A 24,342-nucleotide genomic window follows, 5' to 3' on the forward strand; every position below is an offset into this window, starting at 1 on the left:
GTCCCGCTCGCGTTCCAGCCGGGCGGCGCGGTCCTCCAGCTCGGTCAGGTAGGCGCGGCGGACCCTGGTCAGCCGGCCCCAGGCCCAGCACAGGACGAACGGCGTGGCCAGGAACCCGGAGAACAGGACGGCCCGGAGCCAGCCGTCCGTCGGCCCGCCCGGATCGAAGCGCCAGACCGCCAGCGGACCGGCCAGCGCGCCGCCGGCCAGCGCGAGTCGGGAGGCCCAGACCGGTCCGTACGCGGCGGCGGTGTACGCCAGGACGAGGTAGCCGACGCCCGTCGGGCCCACCGCGACGTCGAGGCCGAGCTGGCCGGTCCCGTGCAGGACGCCGCCGACCACGGCCGGGCCGGGGGCCCGGCGTCGGACGACGAGCAGTGCGGCCAGCAGCACGGCCGAGGCCGCCCGCCACGCCAGCTGCGGCCCGACGAACTGTGACGCGTGCAGCAGGCCGATGACCGACAGCAGCCCGGCCCAACCGGCGTCGACCGCCATCGGGTGGGTGCGCAGCCGGGCGTTGAGTCGATGCACTTCCTCAGGCTAGGCAGGTGTGCCAAGTGTCCAGGTCCACCGAAAGTCTGAGGCGGCATCAGCCGCAAGGTGGAGATGAACTCGTCAACCGGCCTCCGGAAGAAGCTGTTTAGCGGACGAGTCAAACACGTGGAGCCTCGCTCGGTAGTTCGACGAGGATCCGACACGGGTCGTGACGCCCGGCGTCCGGCCTGCCCAAGTGTCGGCAGACCTACCGGTACGTGAGGGTTGTGATGGCTACCACTGGAACAGACGAGACACGACTCTCCGGACGACGGGAGGCCGAGGTCCCCCCGCCGGCGGCGGTGCCCGCCTGGCGAGCGGTGGCCGCGGTGGCGGCGGGGACGGCCTTCGTCCTGCTGCTCTTCAGCAACGAATACGGCTATGACGCCGACGAGTTGTACTTCCGGATGCTGGGTGAGCGGGGCCCGGCCTGGGGCTACGTGGACCAGCCGCCGGCGCTGCCGATGGTGGTCCGGGCGGCCACGCTGCTCCTGGGGGACAGCCTCTGGGCGATCCGCGTGCCGGCCGTGCTGTGCGCGGCGGCGGTGGTGGTACTCGGTTCGCTGATCGCGGTCGAGCTGGGGGCCTCGCGGCGGGCGCAGCTGATGACGGCGTTCGGGCTCGGCAGCTCGGTGATGGTGCTGAGCGTCGGTCACTGGATCCTGACCAGCAGCCTGGACACGGTGGCCTGGTGCCTGGTGATGCTGTTCGTGCTGAGGGCCCTGCTGCGGCGGGACGGCCGGTGGTGGATCTGGGCGGGTGTGGTGTGCGGCGTGGCGCTGTACGCCAAGTACATGGTGCTGCTGCTGCCGGTGTCGCTGCTGCTCGGTCTGGCCCTGGCCGGGCCCCGGCAGGCGTTCCGCGACCGGCGGCTCTACCTGGGGATGGCGCTGGCGCTGGTGATCGGAGCGCCGAACCTGATCTACCAGATCACCCACGACTTCCCGCAGCTGCAGATGGCGCACGCGCTGGGCGCCAGCGACGGGTCGGCGAACCGTTCCCTGTTCGTCTCGAACCTGCTGCTGCTGCTCGGACCGGGGCTGGCGGTGTTCTGGATCGCCGGCCTGATCGGGTTGTTCCGCAAGCGGGAGTGGCGCCCGGTGCGGGCGGTGGCGGTCGGCTACCTGCTGGCGACGGTCGCCGCGCTGATGATCGAGGGCGGCCGGCCGGACTACACCGGCGGGTTCCTGATCGCGCTCTTCGCGGTCGGGGCGATCCGGGCCGACCGCTGGATCGCTCGCGGCCGGCGGCGGCTGCCGGTGGTGGCGGCCGGACTGGCGCTGACCTCGTTGCTCCAGGCGCTGCTGGCGCTGCCGGTGATCCCGGAGGAGTCGCTGAACCGGGCGGCGGTCAACAGCATGGCCCTGGAGACGGTCGGCTGGCCGACCACGGTGGCCCAGGTGGCGGCGGTGTACGACGGGCTGCCGGCCGAGGAGAAGGCCCGCGCGGTGCTGCTGGCGGGCAACTTCGGTGAGGCCGGCGCGCTGGACCGCTTCGGCGGGAAGTACCGGCTGCCCGAGGTCTACAGCGGCCACAACGAGCTCCACGACTGGGGACCGCCGCCCGACTCCGCGGACGTGGTGGTCACCGTGGGGGTCGACCAGGCCCGGCTCACTGCCGACTTCGAGCGGTGCACGGCTGCCGCCAAGCTCGACAACGGGCTGGACATCAGCAATCCGGAGCAGGGCCGGCAGATCTCGGTCTGCCGGGGGCCGCGCGCGCCGTGGAAGTCGCTCTGGCCCGCGTACCGCCATCTCGGCGCGTACGAGTGACGGACCGCGGATCCGTGAGTCGCAGCCCCGTAGAGCAGGCCGAAGGCCGAGGAGGAGTAGTTCCGATGGGTGTGGCACAGGAGCGTTGCCTGGACCGGCTGTTCGCCGAGCAGGCGGCGCGGACGCCGGACAGGACCGCGCTGACGTACCGCGACGAGTCACTCAGCTACGCGGAACTGGACGCCAGGTCAGACGAGTTGGCCCGGTTGCTGGTGGCCGAAGGGGCCGGTCCCGAGCGCTTCGTCGCGCTGGTGCTGCCGAGGTCGGCCGAGATGCTGGTGGCGATCCTCGCGGTGCTCAAGTCCGGTGCGGGATACGTGCCGATCGATCCCGAGTACCCGGCGGAGCGGATCGCCTACGTGCTGGCCGACGCCCGACCGGTGCTCACCCTGACCACCACCGAGGTGGGCTCGGCGCTCGCCGAGGTCCGGACGGACGGCCACTGGCTGGCCCTGGACGACCCGGGCACGGCCGCGGCGGTGGCCGGTGCGGCGGCGACGGCCCTGCCCGAGACCGGGCGCAGCCCGGAGGACCCCGCGTACGTCATCTACACCTCGGGCTCCACCGGGCGGCCCAAGGGCGTGGTGATCCCGCACGGCAACGTGGTGCGGCTCTTCACCTCGACCGCGCACTGGTACGGCTTCGACGAGCACGACGTGTGGCCGCTGTTCCACTCCTTCGCCTTCGACGTCTCGGTGTGGGAGATCTGGGGCGCCCTGCTGCACGGTGGCCGGCTGGTGGTGGTGCCGCAGTCCGTGACCCGTTCGCCGGCCGACTTCCTGCGGCTGCTGGCCGACGAGCGGGTCACGGTGCTGAACCAGACCCCGTCGGCGTTCTACCAGTTGATGCCCGCCGACCGCGCCGAGCCGGAGCTCAGCGCCCGGCTGGCCCTGCGCTGGGTGGTCTTCGCCGGGGAGGCGCTGGACCTCGGCCGGCTGGGGGAGTGGTACGAACGGCACAGCGACACCGCCCCGACCCTGGTCAACATGTACGGGATCACCGAGACCACCGTGCACGCCTCCTTCGTCGCGCTCGACGAGGCCGGGGCGGCCGCGGCCGCCGGAAGCGATATCGGTACGGCGATTCCGGACCTGCGCTTCCACGTGCTGGACGCCGGCCTGAGGCCGGTCGCGCCGGGCGCGGTCGGCGAGCTGTACGTGTCCGGGCCCGGGCTCGCCCGGAACTACGCCAACCGGCCCGACCTGACCGCCGCGCGGTTCGTGGCCTGCCCGTTCGGGGCGCCGGGCGAGCGGATGTACCGCTCGGGCGACCTGGTGCGGCCGCGCGCGGACGGCTCCCTGGAGTACCTGCGGCGCAGTGACGACCAGGTGAAGCTGCGCGGCTTCCGGATCGAACTCGGCGAGATCGAGGCCGCGTTGAAGCGCGAGCCGTCGATCGGGGCGGCCGCGGTGCTGGTCCGCGAGGACCGTCCGGGCGACCGTCGGCTGGTCGCCTACCTGGTGCCCGCCGAGCCTGCCGGCGCACGGTCGGAGGCGGTCGTGCCGCCGCCGTCACGGCTGCGCGAACTGCTGGCCGACCGGCTGCCCGGCTACATGATCCCCTCGGCCTTCCACGTGATGGAGCGGTTCCCGCTCACCACCAACGGCAAGTTGGACCGTCGCAGGCTCCCGGCGCCGACCCGGCAGGACAGCGTCGAGGTGGAGTCCGTCGCGCCGCGCGACGCCGTCGAGGAGGTGCTGGCCGGGGTCTGGCGCGAGGTGCTGGGCCTGGCCGAGGTCGGGGTCACCGACGACTTCTTCGAGCTCGGCGGCGACTCGCTCTCCGCGGTGCGGGCGATCTCCCGCATCCGGACGGAGCTCGGCTGGGACCTGAGCGTCCGGGCGCTGTTCGAGGCCCGTACGGTCGCCGAACTGGCCCACGGGCGGGCCGAGTCGGCCACCGGGGCGCCGATCGAGCCGGTGGACCGCGGTGGCCGGCTGCCGCTCTCCTCCACCCAGCTGCGCTTCTGGTTCTTCCACGAGTTCGACCCGGACGGCGCGGCGCTGAACGTGCACGTCGGCCACCGGCTGCGCGGCGCCCTGGTCGAGGAGGCCCTGCGTTCGGCCCTGGCCGGACTGATCGCGCGGCACGAGCCGCTGCGCACCGTGATCTCCACCGAGGACGGCGAGCCGTACCAGGTGGTCCTTCCCGCGTCCGTGGCGGACGTGCCGCTGGCCGTGACCGACCTCTCGGCGGTGCCCGCCGAGCAACGCGCCGCGGAGCTGGAGCGGGTGCTCACCGAGGAGGCCGAGCGACCGTTCGACCCGCGCACCGGCCCGGTGCTGCGGGCGCTGCTGGTCCGCCTGGCCGAGCGCGACCACGTCCTCGCCCTCGGCGTCCACCACCTGGCCACCGACGGCTGGTCGATGGGCCTGATCGCCGACGAGCTGAGCGCGCTCTACACCGAGGCCGCCGGGGGACGGCCCGCCGCGTTGGAGCCGCTGAGCGTCGGCTACCCCGACTACGCGGTCTGGCAGCGCGAGCGCGCCGCCGGAGAAGCGGTGTCCGGGCAACTCGACTACTGGCGCGACCGGTTGGCCGGACTGACCCCCCTGGAGCTGCCCCTGGACCGCCCGCGCCCGGCGGTCCGCACCTCGACCGGCGCGGTCCACCGCTTCGGGATCGACCACCACGTGGTGACCGGGCTGAAGGCGCTGGGCGGGGCCAACGGGGCCACCCTGTTCATGACCCTGGTGGCAGCCGCCCAGGTGCTGCTGGCCCGGCTCTCCGGCCAGTCGGACATCGCGGTGGGCACGGCCGTCTCCGGCCGCGACCGGCCCGAGCTGGAGCAGCTGGTCGGGTCGTTCATCAACACCGTGGTGCTGCGCTCCGAGGTGGACGGCCGGGCCGCCTTCCCGGAGCTGTTGGCCCAGGTGCGGGAGACCGTGCTCGGCGCCTTCGCCCACCAGGACGTCCCGTTCGAGCACCTGGTGGACGAGCTCTGCGAGGAGCGCGACCCGAGCCTCACCCCGCTGGTGCAGGCCATGGTGGTGCTGCAGAACGCCCCGGCCGGGGCGCTCGACCTCGCCGGGGTCCGCGGCGAGTGGCACGTCCTGCCGCGCCGCTCGGCGGTGCTGGACCTCACCCTGGAGTTCACGGAGCGGGACGGCGCGCTCGACGTCATGGTCGAGTACAACGCCGACCTGTTCGACGCGCGGACCATCGAGGTGCTGGCCGACCGGCTGCGGATGCTGCTCGCCGAGCTGGGCACCGACCCGCACCGGCGGATCGCCGAACTCCCGCTGCTCACCGGCGCGGAGCGCGAGCAGCTGCTGACCGGCTGGAACGGCACCGCCGTCGACCACGACACCGCGCGGCCCGTACACCGGCTCTTCGCCGAGCAGGCCCGGCGCGCCCCGGCCGCGATCGCCGTCGGCGCCGGGCAGCGGCAGCTCTCCTACGCCGAACTGGACGAGCGGGCCAACCGCCTCGCCCACCACCTGGCGGCGCTCGGCGTGGCCCCGGGTGCGCGGGTGGTGCTGGCGATGGAGCGGGGGACGCTGCTGCCGGTGGCGATGCTGGCCGTGCTGAAGGCGGGCGCGGCGTACGTGCCGCTGGCCCCCGGCCTGCCGGCCGAGCGGGTGCGACTGGTGGTCGAGGACACCGGCGCACCGGTGCTGCTCGCCACCTCCGCCACCGCCGGACGGCTGCCGGTCACCGGTGCGACGGTGGTCGAACTCGACCGCGCCTGGCCGCGGATCGAGCGCCGGCCGGCCGTGGAGCCGGAGGTCCGGGTGGAGCCGGAGGACCTGGCGTACGTCATCTACACCTCCGGCTCCACCGGCGTGCCCAAGGGCGTGATGGTCACGCACCGCTCGCTCGCCGACCTCTGTGCCTGGCACCGGCGGGCGTACCGGATCGGGACCGCGGACCGGGCCACTCAGCTGGCCGGGCTGGGCTTCGACGCGGCGCAGTGGGAGCTCTGGCCGTACCTGCTCGCGGGGGCCCGGGTCGACCTGCCGGCGCCGGAGGTCCTGGACGACCCGGCGGCCCTGGTGGACTGGTTCGCCCGGATCGGGACGACGGTCTGCTTCCTGCCCACCCCGCTCGCCGAGGTCCTGCTGGACCAGCCGGGTCTGGCCGGCACCGCCCTGCGCACCGTCCTCACCGGCGGTGACGTGCTGCACCGCCGCCCCGCTCCCGGCCTGCCGTTCCGGCTGGTCAACAACTACGGGCCGACCGAGGCCACCGTGGTCGCCACGGCCGGGGAGGTGACCCCCGGCGACTCCGACGGACGCCCGCCCGGCATCGGCGCACCGGTCGACAACACCGCCGCCTACGTGCTCGACCCGTACGGGCAGCCCGTCCCGGTCGGCGTGCCCGGCGAGCTCCACCTGGCGGGCGCCGGTCTGGCCCGCGGCTACCTCGACCGGCCGGGCCTGACCGCCGAGCGCTTCGTCGCCTGCCCGTTCGGCCCGCCCGGGTCACGGATGTACCGCACCGGCGACCTGGTGCGCCGCCTTCCGGACGGGACGCTCGACTACCTCGGCCGGGTGGACACCCAGGTCAAGGTGCGTGGGTTCCGGATCGAGCTGGGCGAGATCGAGAGCCAGCTGGGCGCGCTGGCGCAGGTCGCGCAGTGCGCCGTCACACCGACCGCCGACGGACGCCGGCTGCTCGGGTACGTCACCGCCGAGCCGGGGACCGAACCGAGTGCGGAGGCGCTCACCGCCCGCCTGCGGGAGCTGCTGCCCGGCTACATGGTGCCGGACGTCCTCACCGTCCTCGACCGGATGCCGCTGACCCCGAACGGGAAGGTCGACCGGCGGGCGCTGCCCGTACCGGAGTCGGCCCCGGCAACGGAGGCGGAGCCGGCCGAGCCGGTCACCGGGACCGAGCGCACCCTGGCGGGGATCTGGGCCGAGGTGCTCGGCGTCGAGCGGATCGGTGTGCGGGACAACTTCTTCGCCCTCGGGGGCGACTCGATCCTCAGCCTGCAGGTGGTCGCCCGGGCCCGCCGGGCCGGCCTGCGGATCACCTCCAGGGACGTGTTCCGCCGGCCGACCGTCGCCGAGCTGGCGGGCGGCCTGGCGGACGGGCCGGAGCCGGGGCTGCCGGCGCCGGCCGGGACCGACCGGGCGACGGGGCCCGCGCCACTGACACCGATCCAGCAGCTCTACTTCGAGCACGTCCACGCCGCCGACGCGACGGCCTTCAACCAGTTCGTCACGGTCGGACTCGCCGAGGCGCTGGACGAGTCGGCGCTGCGCGCCGCCCTGACGGCCCTGCTCGACCGGCACGACGCCCTGCGGACGCGCTTCGCCCGTGTCGACGGCCGCTGGCAGCAGTGCGCCGCCGAGCAGGGCGCCGCCGGGACCGACGCCGAGCTGCTGCGGGTGGTGGACCTCGCCGGGCTCCCGGACGCGCAAGCCGCGGTCGCCGCCGCGACCGCGGAGGCCCAGCACGGCCTGGACCCGGTCGAGGGGCCGCTGCTGCGTGCCGTCCTGTTCGCCGCCGGAGACGGCGCGGCCGACCTGCTGCTGACCGCCCATCACCTGGCGGTCGACGGAGTGTCCTGGCGCATCCTGCTGGAGGACCTGGAGACGGCCTACCGGCAGGCCCTGGCCGGCGACCCGGCCGAGCTCGGCCCGCCCGGAGCCTCGGTGGGGGACTGGGCCCGCCGCTTCACCGCGCTGACCACCGAGGGTCATTTCGACCGCGAACTCGACGTCTGGCAGCGGGTCTTCGCGCACGCCGAGCACCGGCTGCCGCGGGACGCCGACGGACCCAACCCGGCCGCCGCGACCGGGGAGGTGCGGGTCCGGCTGGACGCCGCCACGACCGAGGCGCTGCTGCGGGACGTCCCGGAGGTCTACCGGACCGAGGTGAACGACGTCCTGCTGGCCGCCCTCGCCCCGGTGCTGGCGCGCTGGACCGGTCGGCCGCGCACCGTGATCGCCCTGGAGGGGCACGGCCGCGAGGAGCTCTTCGACGACCTGGACCTCTCCCGCACGGTCGGCTGGTTCACCTCGTACTTCCCGGTGCTGCTGGACGGCTCGGCCGCCGCCGGCCTGGGCGGGCTGCTGAAGTCGGTCAAGGAACAGCTGCGGGCGGTGCCCGGCCGCGGCCTGGGCTACGGCGCGCTGCGCCGCACCGTCCGGGCGCCGGAGCTGGCCGCCGACCCGCTGCCGCAGTTCGGCTTCAACTACCTGGGCCGCTTCGGCGGTGCCGCGCCCGGCGGGCTGTACCGGACGGTGTCCGGGATCGGCCTGTACCAGGACGGCGGGGGCACCCGGCTGCACCTGATCGACGTGGTCGGCGCCGTCCGGGACGGGCGGCTGGAGTTCAGCTGGCAGTACGGCGAGCGGGTGCACCGCCGGGAGACCGTCGAGCGGCTCGCCCAGGAGTACCTCGACGCGCTCGCCGCGCTGGTCGCCCACTGCGCCGAGCCGGGGGCCGGCGGCCGTACCCCGTCGGACTACCCGCTGGCCGGACTGGACCAGGAGGCCCTGGACCGGCTGGTCGGCGACGGCCGGCAGGTCGCGGACGTCTACCCGCTCACGCCGATGCAGAGCGGCATGCTCTTCCACAGCCTGGTGGACCGGCGGCGCGGGCTGTACCTGGAACAGAACCACTTCGAGCTGTCCGGCGTCCGGCGCCCGGAGCTGCTCGGCCCGGCCTGGCAGCGGGTGGTGGACCGCACGCCGGTGCTGCGCACCGCGCTGCGCTGGGACGGTCTGCCGGAGCCGCTGCAGGTGGTCCGGACCGAGGCCGCGCTGGAGGTGACCCGGCTGGACTGGGCGGGACTGGACGCGGCCGACCACCGGGCGGCGGTCGAGCGCTTCCTGCGCGAGGACCGCGAGCGCGGGCTCGACTTCGCCACCGCGCCGTTGATGCGGATCGCGGTGGCCGTCCTCGACGACAGCCGGGTCCGGGTGTTCTGGACCTTCCACCATGTGCTGCTGGACGGCTGGAGTGCGGCCCGGCTGCTGGCGGAGGTGCTCACCGAGTACACCGCCCTGGCCTCGGGCCGGGAGCGCCCGGAGACGGGCGGGCGGCTCCCCGGCCGCGGCCGCGTCCCCGAGCGGCGGCCGTTCCGGGACCACGTGGCCTGGCTGCGCACGCTCGAGCCCGGGACCGGCGAGGAGTACTGGCGCGAGGTGCTGGCGGGCTGGGAGTCGCCGACCCCGCTGCCGTACGACCGGCCTCCGGCGGCGGGCCGCCGGAGCGCCTCCTCGGCGGAGGTGGCGCTCGGGCTGCCGGCCGAGCTGTCCGAGCGGCTGAACGCGGTGGCTCGTGAGGCGGGGGTGACGCTGAACACGGTGCTGCAGGGCGTCTGGGCGCTGCTGCTGGCCCGCTACAGCGGTGAGTCGCGGGTCTGCTTCGGCGCCACGGTGTCGGGCCGGTCGGCGGACCTGGACGGCGTGGACGACATGATCGGCCTGTTCATCAACACCCTGCCGGTCCGGGCCGAGGTCGATCCTGGCGCCGAACTGGTCGACTGGCTGCGGAAGTTGCAGGAGGACCAGGCCCAGGCCCGGCAGTACGAGCAGGTCCCGCTGACCAGGCTGAAGCAGTGGGTGGCCCCGCACAGTGACGCCGAGCTGTTCGACAGCGTGGTGATCTTCGAGAACTACCCGGTGGACGACCGGCTGGCGGCCGACTTCGGCCTGGAGCTGGTCGGCATCAAGGCGCGCAGCGGCACCAACTTCCCGCTGAACCTGGTCGCCTACGCCGAGGGCCGGCTCTCGCTGCTGCTGCACTACGACCCGGGATGCTTCGACGCCGGCACGGTCGAACGGATGGCCGGACACCTGGAGGTGCTGCTCGCGGCGGTCGCCGAGGACCCGTACCGGCCACTCGGCCGGCTGCCGGTGCTCACCGCCGCGGAGCGGCGCACCCTCGGGCAGGAGTGGAGCGGCACCGTCACCGCGGACGTCGTCGACCGCCGGGTGGAGCAGGTGATCGCCGAACTGGCCGAGCGTCAGCCTGATGTCGCCGCACTGGTCTCCGGCGACACCGTGCTCAGCTACGCCGAACTCGACCGGCGGGCCAACCGGCTCGGCCACCACCTGGCGGCGCTGGGCGTCGGCCGGGGTGACGTGGTCGGGATCGCGCTGGAGCGCGGACCGGAGGCCGTCCAGGCCATTGTCGGCGTGCTCAAGGCGGGGGCCGGCTACCTGCCGCTCGACCCCGGTTTCCCGCCGGAGCGGCTGAACGGCATGCTGGCCGAGGTCCGGCCGCCGGTGCTGCTCACCCGACGGGAGCTGGCCGACCGGTTCGCCGGGAACGGCACCGTCGTGGTCTGCCTGGACGAGGAGGGAGCGGCGATCGCCGCCCGGCCGTCCACCGCACCGGAGACCGGCGCCGGCCCGCGCGACCTCGCCTACCTGATGTTCACCTCGGGCTCCACCGGCCGTCCCAAAGGCGTGATGATCGAGCACCGCTCGCTGTACAACATCGTGCTGATGGCCGGCCGGGCCTACGGGCTGGGCCCCGGCAGCCGGGTGCTGCAGTTCTACACGCTCAGCTTCGACGGCGGCGTCTGGGACGTCTTCAAGACCCTGGTGGCGGGCGCCACCCTGGTGCTGGCCCGGCCCGACGCGGTGCGGAGTCCGGAGCTGCTGCAGCGGCAGCTGCGCGAGGACCGGATCGGCGCCCTGACCGTGCCGCCGGCCCTGCTGCCGGCACTGGACCCGGGCGCGCTGCCGGACCTGGCCGTGCTCGGCGTGGCCGGCGACGTGCTGCCGCCGGAGCTGGCCGAGCAGTGGTCGCACGGCCGGCGCCTGTTCAACGTCTACGGCCCGACCGAGACCGCGATGGCGGTCTCCCTGTTCCCGGTCGAGCCGGGCGCCGGGCACCGGACCGTCCCGATCGGAAGGTCCGCGCCGAACATCCGGGTGCACGTCCTGGACCGAGCCCTGGCCCTGGTTCCGGTGGGCGTCACCGGCGAGCTCTACGTCGGCGGGGTCGGGCTGGCCCGGGGCTACTTCGACCAGCCCGGGCTGACCGCCGGCCGGTTCGTCGCCGACCCGTTCGGCCCGCCCGGCTCCCGGCTGTACCGCACCGGTGACCTGGTGCGCTGGAACGCCGACGGACAGCTGGAGTTCGCCGGTCGGGTGGACCAGCAGGTGAAGATCCGCGGCTTCCGGGTCGAGCCGGCCGAGGTGGAGAACGCGCTGCTCGGCCTGGACGGGGTCGGCGAGGCGGTGGTGGTCGCCCGCGAGGAGGAGTCCGGACACAAGCGCCTGGTCGCCTACCTCGTGCCCGCGCCCGACGGTCCGGGGCTCGACTCCGCCGTGCTGCGCCGGTCCGCCGCCGCCGTCCTCCCGGACCACCTGGTGCCCTCCGCCTTCGTGGTCCTGGCGGCCCTGCCGCTGAACCCCAGCGGCAAGGTCGACCGCAAGGCGCTGCCCGCGCCGACCCGCCGGGACACCGTGGCGGACGGCTACCTGGCGCCCCGGACGCCGACCGAGGAGGCCCTGGCCCGGATCTGGGCGGAGGTGCTCGACACCGAGCGGATCGGGGCCGACGACAACTTCTTCGACCTCGGCGGGGACTCCATCACGAGCTTGCGGCTGATGTCGCGGATGGCGGGGACGTTCGGCGTCGAGCTCTCGCCGGCGGACTTCTTCGACCGGCCGACGGTGGCCGCGCTCGCGGAAGTCCTGGAGGAAAAGATCCTGAGCAGTCTGGAAGCAGCGGTAGGGGGCGGTACGCATGGCAGGGCATGACGGAAAGGGCACCGTGGACGACGGCGCTTCGAGGGAAGCCCGGATCGCCGCGCTGCCGGCCCACCTCCAGGAACTCCTGCGCAGCCGGCTGATGGGCCGGGCGCTGGACGACTGGGAGCAGGACCGGATCACCCGGGTCTCCCGGGAGGGCGGCTCCCCGATCTCCTCGGCCCAGCAGCGGCTCTGGTACCTGTACGAGATCGACCCGGAGAGCGTCGAGTACAACACCCTTCGGGCGGTCCGGCTGAGCGGCGCGCTCGACCTGGCGGCGCTGCGGGCCGCGCTGGACCTGCTGGTCGCCCGGCACGAGTCGCTGCGGACGGTCTTCGACGCGGTGGACGGAGTCGGCCTGCAGCACGTCCGGCCGGCCGGGGCGGTGCCGCTTCCGGTCGTCGACCTCTCCCACCTGCCGGAGCCCGAGCGGGAGTCCGCCGTCCGGTCCGCGCTGCTGGCGGAGGCGGGGCGGCCCTTCGACCTGCGGACCGGGCCGGTGTTCCGGGCCGGGTTGCTACGGCTGGCCGAGCGCGAGCACGTCCTCGTGCTGGGCATGCACCACATCGTCACCGACGGCTGGTCGCTCGGCGTCCTGGTCGGAGACCTGGCCGCGCTGTACTCCGGCGAGACCGCCGGTCGACCCGCCGAGCTGCCCGAACTGTCCGTGCAGTACGCCGACTTCGCCGCCTGGCAGCGGGAGCGGGTGGCCGGTGAGGCGCTGCGCGGGCAGCTGGACCACTGGCGGGAGCAGCTGGCCGGCCTCACCCCGCTCGACCTGCCGACCGACCTGCCCCGGCCGCCGGTGCGCAGCGGCGCGGGCGGACTGCACGAGTTCCGGGTGCCCGCCGAACTCGCCGATCAGCTGAGGGAAGTGGCGCGCGCCGGTGGCGCGACCCTGTTCATGGCGCTGGTCGCCGGTGTCCAGTTGCTGCTCTCCCGCTGGGCGGGCCGGAGCGACGTCGCGGTGGCGACCGCGGTCTCCGGCCGGGGCCGGACCGAGACCGAGCAGCTGGTCGGCTTCTTCGTCAACAACCTGGTGCTGCGCGGCCGGATCGACGAGTCCCGGTCGTTCACCGAACTGCTGGACGCCACCCGGTCCACCGTGCTGGCGGCGCTCACCAACCAGGAGATCCCGTTCCAGCAGGTGGTCGAGGCGCTCCGGCCGGAGCGCGACTCCAGTCGGCCGGCGCTGGCCGAGGTGGCGGTCAACCTGCACAACACCCCCGAAGCCGTCGCGGCACCGGTCGGCCTGCGGATCGAGGACGTCCCGCCGCCGGTGGTCACCAGCAGCATGGACCTCTCCTTCGACTTCTTCGAGCGGGACGGAGCGCTGACCGGCTACCTCGGGTACAGCACCGACCTGTTCACACCGCAGACCGTGGCGCGGCTGGCCGACCACCTGGTCGCCCTGTTCGGGCGGATCACCCGGGCGCCGCGCGAACCGGTCGCCGGGCTGTCGATGCTCGGCCCGGACGAGTGGCACCGACTGGTCGAGGAGTGGAGCGGCGCGGGGGAGGGGCAGGAGCCCCGGACCGTACCGGAGCTCTTCGCGGCACGGCTCGCCGACGACCCGACCGCGCCCGCCCTGGTCTCCGCCGAGGAGACCCTCGGCTACGCCGAACTCGACCGGCGGGCGAACCGGTTGGCGCACCTGCTGATCGCCCGGGGCGCCGGACCGGAGCGGCTGGTCGCGATCGGCCTGCCGAAGTCGGTGGCGGCCGTGGTCGCGGTGCTGGCCGTGCTGAAGAGCGGTGCCGCGTACCTGCCGCTGGATCTCGACCACCCGGAGGAGCGGCTGCGCCTGGTGCTCGACGACGCCGCGCCCGTCCTGCTGGTGACCGGGGCGGCCGACGCCGAGCGGCTCTCCTGCGCGGCGGAGCCGATCGTCCTGGACGCGCCGCGGACCGTCGCCGAGCTCGCCGCGCTCCCGGACACCGCGCCCGAGCCGGTCGAGACCCTGCTCCCGGCGCACCCCGCCTACGTCATCTACACCTCGGGCTCGACCGGCCGCCCCAAGGGCGTGGTCGTCACCCACGCGGGCGTCCACGGCCTGGTGGCCGGCCAGTCCGCGCACTTCGGCACCGGCCCGGACACCCGGGTGCTGCAGTTCGCCTCGCTCTCCTTCGACGCCGCCTTCTCCGAGATCGGCATGGCTCTCCTCTCCGGCGGGACCCTGGTGATCGCCGGCAAGGACGAGCTGGTGCCCGGCGAGCCGTTGGCCGAGCTGCTCACCCGGCACCGGGTCACCCACGTCACCCTGCCGCCGAGCGCCCTGACCGCGCTCCCGGCGGAGCGGGTGCCTGCCGGCCTGACCCTGGTCGTGGCCGGCGAGGCCTGCCCGCCCGCGCTGGCCAGGGCCTGGTCGGCCGGCCGCCGGATGGTGAACGCGTACGGGCCGACCGAGTCGACGGTCTGCGCGACGATGAGCGCACCACTCGACCCGGCCGCCCTGGGCGACGGCCCGGTCCCGATCGGCCGCCCGCTGCCCGGGGTCCGGGTGCGGGTGCTGGACGGCAGGCTCCGCCCGGTGCCGGCCGGTGTCCCGGGCGAGGTCTACCTCTCGGGCCACGCCCTGGCCCGCGGCTACCTGGGCCGGCCCGACCTGACCGCCGAGCGCTTCGTCGCCGACCCGTACGGCGCGCCGGGCGCCCGGATGTACCGCACCGGCGACCGCGCCCGGTGGCTGGCCGACGGCACCCTGGACTACCTCGGCCGGGCCGACGACCAGGTCAAGCTGAGGGGTTTCCGGATCGAGCCCGGTGAGATCGAGTCCGTGCTCGCCCGGCATCCCGGCGTGACCTCCGCCGCGGTGGCCGTGAAGCAGGACGCGCGCGGCACCCGCCGCCTGGTCGCCTACCTGGTGGTCGAGGCCGACGGCCCGGACGCCGCCCGGCTGCGGGCCCACGCCCGCGAACAGCTGCCCGAGTACATGGTTCCGGCGGCGTTCGTCCTGCTGGACCGGCTGCCGCTGAACGCCAACGGCAAGGTCGACCGGCGGGCCCTGCCCGACCCGGACCTGCGCCGCGACCCGGCCGCCTCCCGGGTCGCGCCCCGCAACCCGGCCGAGGAGACCCTCGCGCGGATCTGGCAGGAACTGCTCGGCGTCGAGGAGATCGGCGTCGAGGACAACTTCTTCGACCTCGGCGGCGACTCCATCCTCAGCCTCCAGGTGGTCGCCCGGGCCCGCGAGGCGGGCCTGGCGATCACCGCTCGACAGACCTTCCTGCGGCAGACCGTCGCCGAACTCGCGGCCGAAGCCGTCGAGGCCGCGCGGGCGGCGGGGACCGGATCCGCGGCCGAGCGGGGTCCGGCGGCCGGTGAGGTGCCACTGACCCCGATCCACCACTGGTTCTTCGAGCGGCTCACCGACAGCCTCGACCGGTTCAACCAGGCGGTGTGCCTCGAACTGTCCGCCGAGGGCGCCGACGAGGCCGCGCTCCGAGCCGCGCTCGACGCGCTGGTCGGGCACCACGACGCGCTCCGGCTGCGCGCCGAGCGCACCGACGGGCGGTGGCGGCTGCACCACCCCGCCCACGGGGTCGCCGACTTCGAGCGGATCGACCTCGCCGGCCTCGGCCCGGAGCGCCGGGAGGCGGCCGTCCGGGAGCTCGTGGAACGAGCCCAGACCGGCTTCCCGCTGGCGGACGGACCGTTGCTGCGCGCCCGGCTGCTCGTGTCCGGCGAGGACGGGGACCATCGGCCGCGGCTGCTGCTGGTCGCCCACCACCTGGTGGTGGACGCGCTGTCCTGGCAGATCCTGCTCGCGGACCTGGAGACCGGCTACCGGCAGGCCCGGCAGGGCGAACCGATCGCCCTGCCGCCCCGGAGCACCTCCTTCCAGGAGTGGGCCGTCCGGCTCGGCGAGCACACCCGGTCCGGTGGTTTCGCCGACCAACTGGCTTACTGGGAAGGGGTGAAGGCGGCCGTGGCGGCCGCCGCCCCGCTGCCCGTGGACCGCACCGGGGCGAACACCGCGGGCTCGGCCCGCACCGTCTCGGTCCGGCTGGACGCCGACCGCACCGACGCGCTGCTGCGCAAGGTGCCGGGCGTCTACCGGACCCAGGTCAACGACGTGTTGCTCAGTGCGCTCTGGCGGGCCGTCTCCGGCTGGACCGGGGACGGCACCGTGGCGGTCGCGCTGGAGGGCCACGGCCGCGAGGACCTGTTCGCCGACGTCGACCTCTCCCGTACGGTCGGGTGGTTCACCACGCTGTTCCCGGTCGTGCTGGCCGCCCCGGCCGGCGCCGACTGGGGCCCGGTGCTCAAGAGCGTCAAGGAGCAGCTGCGGGCCGTGCCGTCCAACGGCCTCGGCTACGGCGCGCTGCGCAGGCTGGGCGGGACGGGCGGCGCTGTGGCCGCCGCCGAGCCCGGGATCAGCTTCAACTACCTGGGCCGGCTGGACGCGGGGGCGCCGCAGTCCGAGCTGTTCCTCGGCCGGCTGCCGGTCGAAGGGCACGAGCGGGGCGTCGGCCAGGCCCGGCACCAGCTCCTGGAGGTCAACGGCTGGGTCGCGGACGGGCAGTTGGAGTTCCATTGGGTGTACTCCGGCGAACTGCACGAGGAGGCCACGGTGCGGCGGGTGGCCGAGGCCTTCCTGACCGCGTTGGGGGAGATCGTCGAGCACTGCGCCACCCCGGGCGCGGGCGGCTGCACTCCCTCGGACTTCCCGCTCGCCGCGCTCGACCAGGCCACCGTGGACCGGCTGGTCGGCGACGGCCGGTCGGTCGAGGACGTCTACCCGCTCACCGCGCCCCAGAGCGGCATGCTCTTCCACGCCCTCGCCGAGGACGGCCGGGACATGTACACCGGGCACTTCGGGCTCCGGCTGGACGGGGTCGAGGACGTCGCCGCGCTGGCCGAGGCCTGGCAGCGCACGGTGGACCGCACCCCGGTGCTGCGCACCGCGGTGGTCTGGCAGGACGTCCCCGAGCCGCTGCAGGTGGTGCACACGGGCGTCCGGGTGCCGGTCGAGCACCGTGACCTGCGCGCGCTGCCCGAGCCGGAACGCGAGGCCGAGCTGGACCGGCTCTGGGCCGAGCGGACCGGGCAGAGCCTCGACCTCGCCACCGCCCCGCTGATCCGGGTGGGCATCGTCCGGCTCGCCGACGACGCGGTGGCGGTGTTCTGGTCGACCCACCACATGATGCTGGACGGCTGGAGCTTCGCCGGCGTGCTGTCCGACGTCTTCCGGGAGTACGCGCTGGTCACCGGCGGGCAGGTCGGTCCCGCCGTCGCGCGCCGCCCGTACCGCGACTACGTGCAGTGGCTGGCCGGGCAGGACGACGCCGAGGCCGAGCGGTACTGGCGCGGCGTGCTGGACGGATTCTCCGTGCCCACCCCGCTGCCCTTCGACCGGCAGCCCGTGCGGGCGCACGGCACCCGGTCCTCCCGCGAGGAGCTGGTGGGCCTCGGCCCGGAGCGCTCCGAACGACTGTACGAGGCGGCCCGGGCCGCCCGGCTGACCGTCAACACCCTGGTCCAGGGAGCCTGGGCGGTGCTGCTCGCGCGCTACAGCGGCGAGCCCGAGGTGTGCTTCGGCGCCACCGTCTCCGGCCGCCCGGCGACCCTGCCCGGTGCGGAGCACATGGTCGGCCTGTTCATCAACACCGTGCCGGTCCGGATCGCGGTCGACGCCGCCGCCGAGGCCACCGAGTGGCTGCGGGGCCTGCAGGCCGCCCAGGTGGAGGCGCGTCAGTACGAGCACGTGGACCTGATCCGGATCCAGCGGTGGAGCGGCGGCCCGAGCGGCCTGTTCGACAGCATCGTGGTCTTCGAGAACTACCCGTACGACGAGGCCGAGGCGGCTCGGTCGGGCCTGCGGGTCGGCGCGTACCGGGGCGACGAGCACACCAACTACGCGCTCACCCTCACCGCCCACGCGGGCGAGGAGCTGCGGCTGGCGATCGGCTACGACCCGGCGCTCTTCGACCCGGAGACCGTCACCCGGATGACCGGGCACCTCACCACCCTGCTGGACGCGCTCGCCGCGGCTCCGCACACCCCGGTGGGCGAGCTGCCCGTGCTCACCGAGGCGGAGCGGCACCGGCTGCTGGTGGAGTGGAACGACACCGCGACCCGCCTGCCGCGCCCGCGCACCGTGCCCGAGCTGTTCGCCGAGCAGGCCGCCCGCACCACGGACGGGATCGCGGTGGCGGACGGAGAGGAGGAGTTGACCTACCGTCAACTCGATGAGCGCGCGAACCGGTTGGCGCACCACCTGAAGGGTCTCGGGGTGGCGCCCGGGGTGCTGGTGGGCGTCTGCGTCGCCCGCGGCGTGAACGCGGTGGTCGCCCTGCTCGCGGTGCTGAAGTCGGGCGGCGCGTTCGTCCCGCTGGACCCGGAGTACCCCGCGCAGCGACTGCGGCAGATGCTGTCGGACGCCGACGCCCCGGTGGTGGTCACCGAGGAGCGCCTGCTCGACCGGATCGCCGGACACCGGGCGCGGACCGTGTGCCTGGACCGCGACCGGGCGCTGCTGGCGGCCCGGCCGGCGACCGCGCCGGAGAGCGGCGCGACCCCGGACGACCTCGCCTACGTGATCTACACCTCCGGTACCACGGGCCGGCCCAAGGGCGTCATGGTCGAGCACCGGCACGTCTACCACATGGTCAACGGCTGGGACGCCCGCTACGGCCTCACCGGGCTGCGGCCCCGGGTGCTCTCGGTCTCCAGCCTCTCGGTGGACCTCTTCTTCTCCGACTTCCTGCTGGCCACCCTGTTCGGCGGCACCATGACGATCTGCCCGGCGAAGTCGGTGAGCGACCCGGTCGCCCTGGCCGACCTGCTGCTGGCCGACCGGTCCGAGCTCATGATCACGGTGCCGACCCTGGCCCGCGCCCTGGTCGCCGAACTCGGCTGGCGCGGCGTCGAGCCGGATTCGCTGAAGGTCCTGATGGTCGGTTCCGAGGGCTGGCCCGCCGACGCGGCCGCCGAGGTGCTGGCCGGGCTCACCCCCGGCACCGTCCTGGTCAACGCCTACGGCTCCACCGAGACCACGGTCGACTCCACGGTGTTCCAGCTCGGCGGCGACCCGCTGGGCGAAGCGGCCTTCGTGCCGATCGGCCGTCCGCTCGCCAACACCCGGATCTACGTCCTGGACCGCGACCTGCGGCCGGTGCCGACAGGGGTGGTGGGCGAGTGCTGGATCGCCGGCGGCGGCGTCTCGCGGGGCTACCTCAACCGCCCCGAACTGACAGCCGAGCGCTTCCGGCCCGACCCCTTCGTCACGACGGAGGGCGCCCGGATGTACCGCACCGGCGACCTCGCCCGCTGGCGGGCCGACGGCAACCTGGAGTGCCTCGGCCGGGCCGACGACCAGGTGAAGATCCGCGGCTTCCGGGTGGAGCTCGGTGAGGTCGAGGCCGCCCTGGCCCGGCACCCCGCCGTGCACTCGGCCGCCGCGGCCGTCCGCGCGGACGACACCGGCCCGAGCCGACTGGTCGGGTACGTGGTCGCGGACGGCCCGGTGCCCGGCCCCGCCGATCTCCGGTCCTTCCTGGCCGAGAGCCTGCCGGCCGCGGCCGTGCCCACCGCCTACGTGGTGCTGGACGCTCTGCCGATGACGCCCAGCGGGACGGTCGACCGGCGGGCACTGCCCGCCCCGGCCGCTCCGGACACCGCCGACCTCCCGTACACCGCCCCCCGCACCGACACCGAGGAACTGCTGGCCGGGATCTGGGCCCAGCTGCTCGGTGTCGCCCGGGTCGGGACCGAGGACAACTTCTTCGACCTCGGCGGGGACTCGATCCTCAGCATCCGGGTGATCTCCCGCATCCGCGCCGACCTCGGACTCGCGGTCTCGCCCCGGCAGCTGTTCGACACGCCCACGGTGGCCGGGCTGGCCGCCTGGCTCGACGGGCAGGACGTCGTCGAGACGGCCGGCCCGGTGCCGGTCGACCGCAGCGGTCCGCTCCCGCTCTCCTCCGCCCAGCAGCGCCTGTGGTTCCTGCACGACTTCGCGCCCGAGGGCGCCGAGTACAACACCGTGCTCGGGCTGCGGCTGGACGGGCCGCTGGACGTCGACGCGCTGCGCACCGCGCTCGCCGCCCTGGTCGCCCGGCACGAACCGCTGCGCACCGTCTTCCAGACCGTGGACGGCCGTGGCGTCCAGCTGGTCCGGCCCGCCGAACAGCCCGAACTGCTGCTGTTCGAACCGGACCGGGAAGCCGCGGACGGTGCCGAGGAGCCGGCGCGGGAGTGGCTCCGCGGGCGGATCGCGCAGCCCTTCGACCTGCGCAACGGCCCGGTGCTGCGGGCCGCGCTGGCCCGGACCGGCCCGGACCGGCACCTGCTCGCGCTGGTCATCCACCACATCGCCACCGACGGCTGGTCGATGGACCTGCTCGCCCGCGACCTCGGTGCCTGCTACACGGCGGCACTGGAGGGCGCCGCGGCCGTCCTCCCGCCACTGCCGGTGCAGTACGCCGACTACGCCACCTGGCAGCGCGGGCGTCTGGACACCCCGGAACAGCGGCGCCACCTGGAGTACTGGCGGGAGCGGCTGGACGGACTCGCCCCGCTGGAGCTGCCCACCGACCGGCCGCGCCCGGCGGTCCGGGAGGCGGCGGGGGCGATGCTCGCCGTCGACCTGCCCGAGTCGCTGGTGGACCGGCTCCGGGCGCTGGCCCGGCGGCAGGACGCCACCCTGTTCATGGCCCTGGTCGCCGCCGTCCAGGTGGTGCTGTCCCGGGCATCGGGGCAGGCGGACCTCGCCGTCGGCACTCCGACCTCCGGCCGGGGTCGCCCCGAACTGGAGGACATGGTCGGCTTCTTCGTCAACACGGTGGTGCTGCGTACCACGGTCGACGAGTCGCTGACCTTCCCCGAGCTGCTCGGCCGGGTGCGCGAGACCGTCCTGGCGGCCTTCGTCCACGAGGAGACGCCGTTCGACCAGCTGGTCGAGGTGCTCCGACCGGACCGCGACCCGAGCCGCAACGCCCTGGTCGAGGTCATGGTCGGCCTGGAGACCGACCGCTCCGGCGAGATCCGGATGCCCGGCCTCCGGGTCGAGCCGACCCCGCTGGTGAGCTCCGAGATCAGCCACGACCTGAGCTTCAACTTCTACGAGCAACAAGGGCGGTTGAAGGCGGTGATCGGCTACAGCACCGCCCTGTTCGACCCCGGCACCGTCACGGCGCTGGCCGAGCAGCTGCGGGTCCTGCTGACCGGCGCGGTCGTCGGCCACCGCCGCCTGGCGGACCTCCCGCTGCTCGCCCCGGACGGGGCCGAGGAGATCGCCGGGCCCGAACTCCCGGACCCGGCCCCCGGGTTCGTCGAGAGCTTCGAGCGGCAGGCGGCCGCGACCCCCGAGCTGACCGCGCTGGTCGGCCCGGACGGCACGCTGACCTTCGCCGAGGCCAACGCCCGGGCGAACCGGCTGGCGCACCGGCTGATCGCCCGGGGCATCGGCCCCGAGCGGCTGGTCGCGGTGGCCGGCACCCGGTCCGTGCACACCGTCGTGGCGCTACTGGCGGTGCTGAAGGCCGGCGCCGGCTACCTCCCCGTCGACCCCGGACTGCCGGCCGAACGCATCGCGTTCATGCTGGCCGACGCCGCGCCGGCGCTGGTCATCGGTGACCTGCCCGGTGCGGGCGACGTGCCGGTCCTCGCCCCCGACACCCCGGAGGACCCGGCATCCCCGGCCGCCCCGGCATCCCCGGCCGCCCCGGCCGGGAACCCGACCGACGCCGATCGCACCGAGCCGCTGCACCCCGAGCACCCGGCCTACGTCATCTTCACCTCCGGCTCCACCGGCCGGCCGAAGGGCGTGCTGGTCGAGCACCGCAACCTGGCCAACCTCCTGGTCGACCACCGGGAGCGGTTGTTCGGTCCGGCCGTCGGGCTGAAGTCCGCGCTCACCACGACCTTCTCGTTCGACAGCTCGCTGGTCGGGCTGATCCTGCTGGCCTCCGGCGGTGAACTGCACGTCGTGGACGAGACGGTCCGCCGGGACCCGGAGGCCCTGGCCGGCTACGTCACCGAGCACCGGATCGACCACCTCGAGCTCACCCCGACCTTCGCCGAACAGCTCGTCGCCGCAGGTCTCCTGGAGGCCCCGGAGCACCGGCCGCGGCTGGTCCTGCTCGGCGGTGAGGCGGTCGGCGACCGCCTCTGGCAGCGCCTGGCCGAGGCCGACGGCGTCGCGGCCCACAACTGCTACGGCCCCACCGAGTGCACGGTGGACAGCCTGCACGGACCGCTCCTCGCCGACGACCGACCCAATCTCGGACGGCCCGGCGCCAACACCGGCGCCCACCTGCTCGACCGCTACCTGCGGCCGGTTCCGGTCGGTGTGCCGGGCGAGCTCTACCTGACCGGCCGGCAGCTGGCCCGGGGCTACCTCAACCGGGCCGCGCTCACCGCCGAGCGCTTCGTCGCCGACCCCTTCGGTGCCGCCGGCGATCGGATGTACCGCACCGGCGACCTCGCCCGACGGCGGGCGGACGGCACCGTGGAGTTCCTCGGCCGGCTCGACGACCAGGTCAAGCTGCGCGGCTACCGGATCGAACTCGGCGAGGTCGAGGCCCTGCTGCGGGAGCACCCGACGGTGGCCGACGCCGCCGCGGCGGTACGGCCCGGCCCGGCCGGCCCGCCGCAGCTGGTGGCCTACGTGACCCCGGCGGCGGCCGGGGCACCCGATCCCGCGCAGCTGCGGGCGTTCGCCCGGCAGGCGCTGCCGCCCTACATGGTCCCCGCGGCCGTGGTGGCGCTGGACGCGCTTCCGGTCACCCCCAGCGGCAAGGTGGACCGACGGGCCCTGCCGGCACCCGGTCCGGTCGAGGGCACGGAGGGCGCGTACACGGCGCCGCGCACCGACACCGAGCGGCTCCTCGCCGACCTCTGGGCGGACGTCCTCGGCCTCGAACGGGTGGGGGTGGACGACGACTTCTTCGAGTCGGGCGGCGACTCCATCCTGAGCATCCAGTTGGTCCACCGCATCCGGCGGGCCGGTCTGCGGGTGGTCTCCCGGGACCTCTTCCTGCACCCGACCATCGCCCGACTGGCCGAGGTGGTCACCCCCGAGCCGGCCGCCGGACCGGAACAGGACGAGCCGGTGACCGGAGAGGTGCCGCTGACCCCGATTCAGGCCGCCTTCCTGGGTGCCGACCCGGTGGCGCCGCACCACTTCAGCCAGTCGGTGCTGGTCGAGTTGGCCGACGACCCGGACGTACCGGCCCTGCGTGCCGCTCTGGCCGAACTGCCCGACCGGCACGACGCGTTGCGCCTGCGCTACCGGCACACGGACGAGGGCTGGCGGCAGTACGCGGTCGCCGCCGGAGCGGTCGATCTGCTGCGGCGACACGATCTGTCGGAGCTCCCCGAACCGGAACAGGCCGAGGAGATGGACCGGCTGGCCGCGGAGCTGGACGCCGCCCTGGACCTGCGGGAGGGACCGCTGCTGCGCGCCCTGCTGTTCGACCTCGGGGCGGGCCGGCGGCCCCGGCTCTTCCTCACCGCGCACCACCTGGTGGTCGACGCGGTCTCCTGGCGCATCCTGCTGGACGACCTGCAGACCGCCTACCAGGCCCGGCGCAGCGGTGAGCCGGCCCCTCCCCCGCTCCGCAGTGCCTCCTTCCGCCGCTGGGCCGAGCGGTTGCGGCGACACGCCCTGGAGGGCGGCTTCGACCGGGAGGCACCGTACTGGGAGGCCGTCGGGCCGGCGGCCGAGCTGCCGCGGGACGGCGACGGGCCGAACCTGGCCGGCTCGGTGGACACCGTGACGGTGGGTCTGGACCCGGAGGAGACCACGCGGTTCCTGCGCGCGGTCGGGCGGCTGCGCACCTCCGCCCGCGACCTCCTGCTCGCCGCCCTGGCCCGCACCCTCGGCGACTGGACCGGCGAGCGGCGGGTGCTGATCGACCTTGAGGGGCACGGCCGTGAGGAGATCTTCGACGACCTCGAACTCTCCCGCACCGTCGGTTGGTTCACCACGGTCTACCCGGTCGCCCTGGAGCTGCCCGGGCCGGACGCCGACTGGTCGTCGCTCGCCCGGTCCGTCCGGCGCCAGCTGCGTGCGGTGCCCGGCAACGGCCTGGGTTACGGCGCGCTGCGCCACCTGAAGGAGCCGGCCGGCCCGGCCGGCACCACCGCCCAGGTGGTGTTCAACTACCACGGCCAGGCGGACCCGGTGGGCGGGGACGGCGACGGCCCGCTCTACCACGCCTTCCACCCCTCCATCGGCCGGGACCGCAGTCCCGAGGCCGAGGTCGGCCACCTGCTGGAGGTGGTCGGGGCGGTGAGCGGGGGCAGCCTGCGGCTCAGCTGGTACCACTCCCGGAACGTGCACCGGAGGGCCACGATCGAGCGCCTGGCCGAAGGCCTCCTGGCGGAGCTGCGGTCGGCGGCCCGGCACGGGGCGGGGCGGTGAG

General features: G+C 74.7%; 3 protein-coding genes and 1 pseudogene. 3 read left to right on the top strand and 1 reads right to left on the bottom strand.

Annotated elements, in window-relative coordinates:
• Positions 1-531, bottom strand: a pseudogene (locus ACIRD3_RS38200) (sensor histidine kinase); the annotation flags it as partial.
• Positions 532-836: 305 nt separating this feature from the next.
• Between ACIRD3_RS38200 and ACIRD3_RS38205 the strand changes: the two are divergent.
• From ACIRD3_RS38205 to ACIRD3_RS38215, 3 genes are all read left to right on the top strand, one after another.
• Positions 837-2,306 carry a glycosyltransferase family 39 protein gene (locus ACIRD3_RS38205; protein ID WP_402226128.1) on the top strand — a complete coding sequence of 490 codons (1,470 nt, stop codon included), beginning with the start codon at positions 837-839 and terminating at the stop codon, positions 2,304-2,306.
• A gap of 65 nt (positions 2,307-2,371) precedes the next feature.
• The gene (locus ACIRD3_RS38210) at positions 2,372-11,980 is read left to right on the top strand and encodes an amino acid adenylation domain-containing protein (protein WP_402226130.1); all 9,609 of its coding nucleotides are present in this window, start codon (positions 2,372-2,374) and stop codon (positions 11,978-11,980) included.
• Positions 11,967-24,341 carry an amino acid adenylation domain-containing protein gene (locus tag ACIRD3_RS38215; protein ID WP_402226132.1) on the top strand — a complete coding sequence of 4,125 codons (12,375 nt, stop codon included), beginning with the start codon at positions 11,967-11,969 and terminating at the stop codon, positions 24,339-24,341. The genes ACIRD3_RS38210 and ACIRD3_RS38215 overlap by 14 nt, the downstream gene beginning before the upstream one ends.
• Position 24,342 lies beyond the last annotated feature (1 nt).

The organism is Kitasatospora sp. NPDC093550, assembly GCF_044764985.1.
In the GTDB taxonomy this organism is placed as follows: Bacteria; Actinomycetota; Actinomycetes; order Streptomycetales; family Streptomycetaceae; genus Kitasatospora.